General features: G+C 51.8%; 6 protein-coding genes and 2 rRNA genes (1 of these 8 running past the window's edge). 7 read left to right on the top strand and 1 reads right to left on the bottom strand.

Going from position 1 to position 7,333, the window contains the following annotated elements:
• From DYE26_RS18175 to DYE26_RS18165, 3 genes are all read left to right on the top strand, one after another.
• Nucleotides 1-504, top strand: a 23S ribosomal RNA gene (locus tag DYE26_RS18175) (it extends 2,555 nt beyond the left edge of the window).
• Nucleotides 505-700: 196 nt separating this feature from the next.
• A 5S ribosomal RNA gene (gene rrf / locus DYE26_RS18170) occupies nt 701-817 on the top strand.
• Between the two features lie 377 nt (nt 818-1,194).
• Complete coding sequence (locus DYE26_RS18165; protein ID WP_036626050.1) at nt 1,195-1,668, top strand: DinB family protein; 474 nt, start codon at nt 1,195-1,197, stop codon at nt 1,666-1,668.
• 100 nt (nt 1,669-1,768) lie between these two features.
• Here DYE26_RS18165 and DYE26_RS18160 read toward each other — a convergent pair whose 3' ends face one another.
• Nucleotides 1,769-2,371, bottom strand: coding sequence for a hypothetical protein (locus tag DYE26_RS18160; protein WP_155621522.1), 603 nt, complete (start codon nt 2,369-2,371; stop codon nt 1,769-1,771).
• A 228-nt stretch (nt 2,372-2,599) separates the two neighbouring features.
• On the opposite strand from DYE26_RS18160, the gene DYE26_RS18155 reads away from it, so the two are divergent.
• From DYE26_RS18155 to DYE26_RS18140, 4 genes are all read left to right on the top strand, one after another.
• Nucleotides 2,600-3,781: a GNAT family N-acetyltransferase gene (locus DYE26_RS18155; protein WP_036626049.1), complete on the top strand. Its 1,182-nt coding sequence runs from the start codon at nt 2,600-2,602 to the stop codon at nt 3,779-3,781.
• Nucleotides 3,782-3,965: 184 nt separating this feature from the next.
• Entirely contained in the window at nt 3,966-5,321 is a 1,356-nt protein-coding gene (locus tag DYE26_RS18150; protein ID WP_036626046.1) for an ABC transporter substrate-binding protein, read from the top strand.
• 112 nt (nt 5,322-5,433) lie between these two features.
• Nucleotides 5,434-6,396, top strand: coding sequence for a carbohydrate ABC transporter permease (locus DYE26_RS18145; RefSeq protein WP_036626043.1), 963 nt, complete (start codon nt 5,434-5,436; stop codon nt 6,394-6,396).
• Nucleotides 6,393-7,256, top strand: a complete 864-nt coding sequence (locus tag DYE26_RS18140) for a carbohydrate ABC transporter permease (RefSeq protein ID WP_036626041.1) — start codon at nt 6,393-6,395, stop codon at nt 7,254-7,256. The genes DYE26_RS18145 and DYE26_RS18140 overlap by 4 nt, the downstream gene beginning before the upstream one ends.
• The last annotated feature ends 77 nt before the right edge of the window (nt 7,257-7,333 follow it).

The following is a 7,333-nucleotide window of genomic DNA, read 5'->3' as shown; positions in this document are numbered from 1 at the left end:
AGTGATCCGGTGGTACCGCATGGAAGGGCCATCGCTCAACGGATAAAAGCTACCCTGGGGATAACAGGCTTATCTCCCCCAAGAGTCCACATCGACGGGGAGGTTTGGCACCTCGATGTCGGCTCATCGCATCCTGGGGCTGAAGTAGGTCCCAAGGGTTGGGCTGTTCGCCCATTAAAGCGGTACGCGAGCTGGGTTCAGAACGTCGTGAGACAGTTCGGTCCCTATCTGTCGTGGGCGCAGGAAATTTGAGAGGAGCTGTCCTTAGTACGAGAGGACCGGGATGGACGCACCGCTGGTGTACCAGTTGTTCCGCCAGGAGCACAGCTGGGTAGCTAAGTGCGGACGGGATAAGCGCTGAAAGCATCTAAGCGTGAAGCCCCCCTCAAGATGAGATTTCCCAATTAGTAAGACCCCTTGAAGACGACGAGGTTGATAGGCCTGAGGTGGAAGTGCAGCAATGCATGGAGCTGACAGGTACTAATCGGTCGAGGGCTTATCCAAAACTCTACCCACCAAAGTGACGTGAAGCTTCGAAGCTGAGTCCGAGTACTTTGGCGGGGCCCAAAAATATACCCCAAAAAGTGACGCGAGGCTTCGTAGGTAATTCCGATTACTTTTCGGGGACCCCGGGAACTGAATAGGGGCTAACACGCAAATCAAGTTTCGTATCCAGTTTTCAAGGATTAACCTTGAATCGTTTGGTGGCGATGGCGGAGGGGTTCCACGCGTACCCATCCCGAACACGACCGTTAAGCCCTCCAGCGCCGATGGTACTTGGACCGAAGGGTCCTGGGAGAGTAGGACGCCGCCAAGCATGAAGAAGAGCACCGCCGATCACTCGGCGGTGTTTTTGGTATTTTCGGAATGCTGCAGCGGAATGAAATGGATAGTGCTTTTTACAGCGGACACCGGGGGATGGTCACTTACGATATTCACTTGTGGCGTTATTTTTAGCTCGGTAGCGTCGTCTGAGTCTATTAGGACGGGAAATATTCGGGAAATGGGGAGATAAGGCCTTTTCGGTCCGTTAGAGTTTACAGTATGGCGGAGCGGGGCAGTTTCAACAAAGGAAGCCGCCACATAATGAGAAATAGTATTGTCGAGTATCCGTACCATCCTAATTTTCGCGATCTTCAGAAGGAATTTCCAACTTTAATCTCTAATTAGTACAAAATAGAAGGAGGTTTTTAGATGGAGCGGCGGCATGAAGTTTTGTTTGAGCAGTTGAATACATACAGGAGCGAACTGTTGGGAGTGGTCGAAGACATCACCGCAGAGGAAGCGGATATCGTCCCGGAAGGCTTTAACAACAATATCCGCTGGAATTTGGGGCATGTTTTGCTTGATCAGTATTTATGGATACATGCATTAACGAAAGAAGATATACCGATACCGTTGAAATTTAACGAATGGTTTGGATTTGGCACTAATCCGAGCCATTTCACGGAGGGGACGCCTTCACTGGGGGAATTGGCCAAACTCCTAAGACAACAGCCGCAGCTCATTAGGGAACAGAATGAAAATCGCATGGAGCAGCCGTTTCCGCCGACGGAAATGGGCATGCATACGATTGAGCAGGTGCTTGTAAGAACGATTTTTCACGAAGGAATGCATCTCGGAGCTATTCTGGCCATCAAAAGACAGCTTCGTAAGCTATCCCGCTAAAAGATTTGAAAATAAGCTTCTGCCATATGCCAAAAAACCGGGAGGCTTCCGATAAGGGGAGTCTCTCCGGTTCAAGGGCAATTCGCTAAACCATAGTGAATTATTTCACACTCTTGGCCGCTTCAACCAGCGCTTTGACGTATCCTTGGGTATCCACCAAAGTCGCTCCGCTGACAGCATCAACCCATTGTTCCGCACTTTTGCTGGACAGTTCGTCTTCGAGCTCGGCGACGGTTTTGCCGGTTACGTATTGCTCAATGGCAGCCAGCGACTCGTCGACTGGTGTCGTTGCGCCGGCTTCCTCTTTCATGTGCTCGCTATAATACTCGGCATTGGCTTTCTTGGAGGCAAGCACCATTTTCGGGTCTTTGTAGTTTTGCCCGAAATCTTGGTCCGAATTAGGAACGCCTTTGGCTACATCGGTGCTCATGAACTGGTAATCGTCCAAGGATGCGCCGATGATTTTGTCGCCCTGCATGGCCACAACGGCAACCGTGAAGCATTTGGTACCGTGCGCGGCGTATTCGACACGTCCCATTTTGACCGGCGCCGAGTCCGCAGCGGTGGTTGCGGCGGCCGCCGTTGTCGAGGCCTCGGCTGCTGCGCCGGAGCTGCTCCCAGATTGACCGTTGCTGGAGCATCCTGCAAAAACGGCGACTAGCCCCAGACTAAGCAGCAATAATGAGATTTTTTTCACAAACATGTTTGATATCCCCCCATGAGAATTAAATATGTGCCTTTTATTCATATCATGTTCTAAAGAACGGCGCCTATGATCTAACTCACCATTTTGTAAGCGTTATCATAAAAAAATGACCGATGGACAGATCACGGCTTTAGAGCGATTGACACTTATAGATATTTCTGACAAACTCATCATAGGATTGCCGCTAAACCGGCAAAATCAAATTTAAGGAAAAGAGGTGGGTTTGTGGAAATCAGACAGTTAAACGCAGACGAGTTTGATGACAGTTTGACTTTATCCGAATATGCCTTCCAGTATAAATTGCCGCCGGAGGATCGGGAGAAACAAAAGGCCCGGTTTAACCCCGAGCAGACCTGGGGGGCTTTTGAGGGGGGCGAATTGCTGGCCAAACTTACTTTGCTTCCGCTGCAAATTTACATACAGGGGAGAGCTTTGCCGATGGGAGGCATCGCCGGCGTCGCCACCTGGCCGGAGAATCGCCGGGGCGGGCTCGTCAGCAAGCTGCTGTCCAAGGCGCTGGCCCGAATGAATGAAGAAGGTCAGGTGTTGTCCTGCCTGCATCCCTTTTCCGTTCCTTTTTACCGCAAATTCGGCTGGGAATTGTACACAGACTATAAAAAATATACGATCAGCACAGGCAATTTTCCGGCAAAAACGCAAGTTGAGGGGACGGTAAAACGCGACATTAAAGACATCGAGCTGCTGAACCGGATTTACCATAAGTTTGCCCAAAAATATAACGGTACCCTCGTTCGCGATACCGACTGGTGGGAGAGAATGGTGATCGGCAGCGAAGATCATACGGCCGTATATTTTTCCGAAACGGGCGAACCGGAAGGTTATACGATATACCAGGTAAAAAATAGGGAACTGCTGGTTGACGAGTTTGTATTTCTAAACGATACGGCGCGAAAAGGTCTGTGGACGTATTTGGCCAATCACGATTCGATGGTGACCCAGGCCGTGGTCGATCATGTCCCTGCGGACGATTTGCTGCCGTTTATGCTGCACGATCCCCGCTGCAAACAGGAAATCGTACCGTATTTTATGGCCCGGATCGTCAACGCCGGCGCTTTTGCCGGTCAGTATTCGTTTGTTGCCCCGGCCCCGCAAACCCAAACGGCTCGGCTCAATCTTCGGATCATCGACGCGGTTGCCCCTTGGAATGACGGTTCGTGGAAGCTTGAAGTGGATGGCGAGGGGCACGGGCAGCTAGTGAAGGCAGAACAGACCGCCGTGGATGACGGTCTAACTTGCGATATCCAAACTTTGACGGCCATGCTGCTCGGTTATAAAAGACCGCGCGAAATGTATGCTTACGGCCGCCTGACCGGCCCGGAACGGGATGCGGAGACGCTGGAGCGGCTAATCCCGGTTAGCGCGACGGCTTTAATGGACTTTTTTTGACAAGTAATATAGAAAAAAGACAAAGACCGAGGACAACCCACGTCCTTCGGTCTTTTTTCTGCAATTTTCCCGCAATCAGAAAAATTCAAACCTCAAATCGCAATATTGCCTCCTCAAAAAATGTATCCGTTTTCGTTAGACTGAAAATGAAAAATCCGCAAAACCATTGAAAGGGGTACAAGAAATGAAAAGATCGAAACCGTGGGCCATCCTGCTCGCTGTGGTCATGATGGTGTCCTTGCTGGCCGCATGCGGCGGCGGGGGCGGCAACAGTAAGACAAGCAACGGCAGCGCCAACCCTCCGGCGACCACGAATGAAGGCGGAGGAACGGAGAACTCCGGCACCGGCACCGGCGAAAAAATCGAGCTGACCTTCTGGTCGCTGGGGACGACCAACTACGAGGAACTGGCCAAGGAGTATACGGCAGAGCATCCGAACATTACGATCAAGTTCCAAAACACGTCCGACCAAACGGCGCACCACAACAACCTGACGACGGCGTTGTCCGCCGGATCGGGCGCGCCTGACATCTTTATGTTGGAAATCGCCTTCATGGAACGTTTCATCAGCGCCAAAGACAAGTTCCACAACTTATATGATCTGGGCGCCAAAGACATCGAAAGCAACTACCTCGACTGGAAATGGAAACAAGCGACTTCGGTCGACGGTTCCTTCCAACTTGGATTGCCTACGGACATCGGGCCGACGGTCGTTTACTATCGTACGGACTTGGCGGAACAAGCCGGACTTCCTACCGATCCAGACGGCTTCAGTGCTGCCATCGATACATGGGATAAATTCGCTACGGTGGCGAAGCAGTTCAAGGAAAAAACCGGCAAACCGTTTGCCGATTTGACGGACCTCGTCTACAACGGTTTGCGCGACCAATCGCCGGACCAAATTTATTTCAACAAAGAGGACGGCGCTTTCATCGGCGATACGAATCCTCAAGTGAAGAAAGCATACGACTTCACGGTAAAGGGCATTCAAGAAGGCTGGATCGGCAACTGGATTCTGTGGTCGCCGGAATGGCAGAACGCGATCAACAAAGGCGATTTCGGCGTTATGCTCGGCCCGGCTTGGATCGCAGGCACGATCCGCAACGCCAAAGACTCCGCGGGCAAATGGCAAATCGCTCAACTTCCGGAGGGCGCGGGCAACTGGGGCGGTTCCTTCCTGACGCTGCCGAAAGAAGGCAAACATCCGAAGGAAGCTTATGAATTCATTTCCTGGCTCGTCAACAAAGACAACCAATTGAAATCGTTTAAAGAAAGCGGCTTGTTCCCTTCGATTCCGGCCGTATATCAAGAACCGGCATTCAGTGAAGACAAGGACGAATTCTTCAGCGGCCAAGTCATTGCCGAGGCGTACGCCAAATCGGCGGAACGCGTAAAACCGGTCTACTACGGTCCGCTGCATGACCAGGTCGACACGATCATCAAAAACGCGCTCAAAAACGTGCTGGAGAAAAAAGCGGACCCGCAAAAAGAATGGGACGAAGCGATGAAGCAAGCGAAAACGCTGGTTGACCGCAGCTAATACGAACAATTAGCAGTAACGAAATCCATTCACTCATCTCGATTCGCAAGGGGGGAACATACCCTCTTGCGAATTTGGATTTACCCTTAATTCACACCTTGGAGGTGCGTCCATGGCTGACACAGCAGCTACCGCAAGCCCGGTCCAGCCCGCTCCCGGAAAAAAAACGTTCTGGAACGAAACGAGGCGGAGCCGGCTTACGGCATACGGATTTATATCGCCGTTTTTTATTTTGTTCGCGATTTTCGGCCTTTATCCGATTTTTTTCACCATCTATTTGTCCTTCTTTAAATGGGACGCCCTGGGCCCGATGAAATATGTCGGCTTCAAAAACTATCAGCTGATTACGTCCGATCCGACGTTTTGGATCTCCTTCAGCAATACGATCCTCATGGGCCTCATGGGGACGGTGCCGCAGTTAATCGTTGCGCTGCTGGTTGCCGTGATGCTCAACTCGGCGCTCAACAAATACAAAAACACGTTCCGCGTTTTGTATTTCATGCCCAACATCACTTCGATCGTCGCCGTTACGCTGGTGTTCAGCACGATGTTCGGCAACAACGGGATGGTCAACTGGTTATTGAACAGCTTTGGCCTGGAAAGCGTCCCGTTCAACTCGGGCTGGTGGGGCGTTAAAATCGCCATCTCCACGATGGTCATGTGGCGCTGGATGGGTTATAACGCGATTATTTTCCTGTCCGGGCTGCAAAGCATTCCGACCGACATTTACGAGGCCGCGCGGATTGACGGAGCGAGCCGCTGGCAGCAGTTGATCAACATTACGCTGCCGCTTCTTCGTCCGTTTATCCTTTTCGTCACGCTGGTATCCACGATCGGAGCGCTGCAGCTTTTTACCGAACCGTATGTGTTCCTCGGCCAAGGCGGCACCGGCTCCACGCGCCAGGAAGGCGTCACGATGGTTACGTATTTGTACAGCGAGGCGTTCAAAAACGGGTTCTTCGGAACGGCGGCCGCCACGGCGGTGCTGCTGTTTATCGCCACGATTATTTTTTCGCTCCTTAACATGATGGTGTCAAGCCGCATGGGCGGAGATACGGGAGGGGAAAAGGCATGAGTGCGACTGCCATCAAAAAACGAAAACCTGATGATCCGGGCGTTCTGGCCAAAACTTTGTTTTATATCGTCATGGTCATCGGGGCCGTCTTGTCCGTGTTCCCTTTCTACTGGATGTTTGTCGTCGCCACCAATGAGAAGGATGCGGCTTTCCATATTCCTCCGCTGATGACGCCGGGGCTGGAATTTTTCAACAACTTCGACCGCGTGCTGGAGCGCACGGAATTTTTCCGGGCGATGTTCAACTCGATTGTCGTCTCGACCGCGGTCACGGTATCCGTCGTCTTTTTGAGCACTTTGGCGGGGTATGCTTTCGCTAAATACGAGTTTCCGCTGAAAAAAACGCTGTTCGTGTTCGTCATCGCCACGATGCTCGTCCCCGCGCAGCTCAGCGTGCTGCCGCAGTACGTCATTATGGCCAAGCTGCATTGGATCGACAGCTACAAAGCGCTGATCGTTCCGGCCATGGTCAACGCCTTTGGGATATTCTGGATGCGGCAATACATCTCTTCCGCCGTCCATTCCGAATTGATCGAAGCGGGACGGATCGACGGAGGCGGGCATTTCCGCATCTTCTGGAGCATCGCCATGCCGGTCGTCACTCCCGCTATGGCCACGCTGGGGATTTTGAACTTCATGAACGTGTGGAACGACTTTTTCTGGCCGCTGGTCGTGCTGAAAAATAAAGAAAACTATACGCTCCAGCTGGCGCTGCAGCAGCTCTTTACAAACAAGGACGGGCTCGATTTCGGGATGATCATGTCCGCGACCTTTACCGCGACGCTGCCGTTATTGATCGTGTTCCTACTGTTCAGCCGCTGGGTCATCGCCGGACTGACCTCGGGGGCGATTAAAAGTTAATGGGCCGAGAGTTTGCTAACTTGGCAAGGAATATATAACACGATGAAGAATAATAGAGTAAGGAGAGGCTTAGGGGG

The sequence above is a fragment of the Paenibacillus macerans genome (assembly GCF_900454495.1).
In the GTDB taxonomy this organism is placed as follows: Bacteria; Bacillota; Bacilli; order Paenibacillales; family Paenibacillaceae; genus Fontibacillus; species Fontibacillus macerans.
This window is presented reverse-complemented; position numbering and strand designations above follow the sequence as displayed.

What these genes read in the sequence shown, in the direction of transcription:
- DYE26_RS18165 (WP_036626050.1), top strand. Translation starts at nt 1,195, where the DNA reads ATGGAGCGGCGGCATGAAGTTTTGTTTGAGCAGTTGAATACATACAGG.
- DYE26_RS18145 (WP_036626043.1), top strand. Translation starts at nt 5,434, where the DNA reads ATGGCTGACACAGCAGCTACCGCAAGCCCGGTCCAGCCCGCTCCCGGA.
- DYE26_RS18140 (WP_036626041.1), top strand. Translation starts at nt 6,393, where the DNA reads ATGAGTGCGACTGCCATCAAAAAACGAAAACCTGATGATCCGGGCGTT.
- DYE26_RS18160 (WP_155621522.1), bottom strand. Translation starts at nt 2,371, where the DNA reads ATGTTTGTGAAAAAAATCTCATTATTGCTGCTTAGTCTGGGGCTAGTC.
- DYE26_RS18150 (WP_036626046.1), top strand. Translation starts at nt 3,966, where the DNA reads ATGAAAAGATCGAAACCGTGGGCCATCCTGCTCGCTGTGGTCATGATG.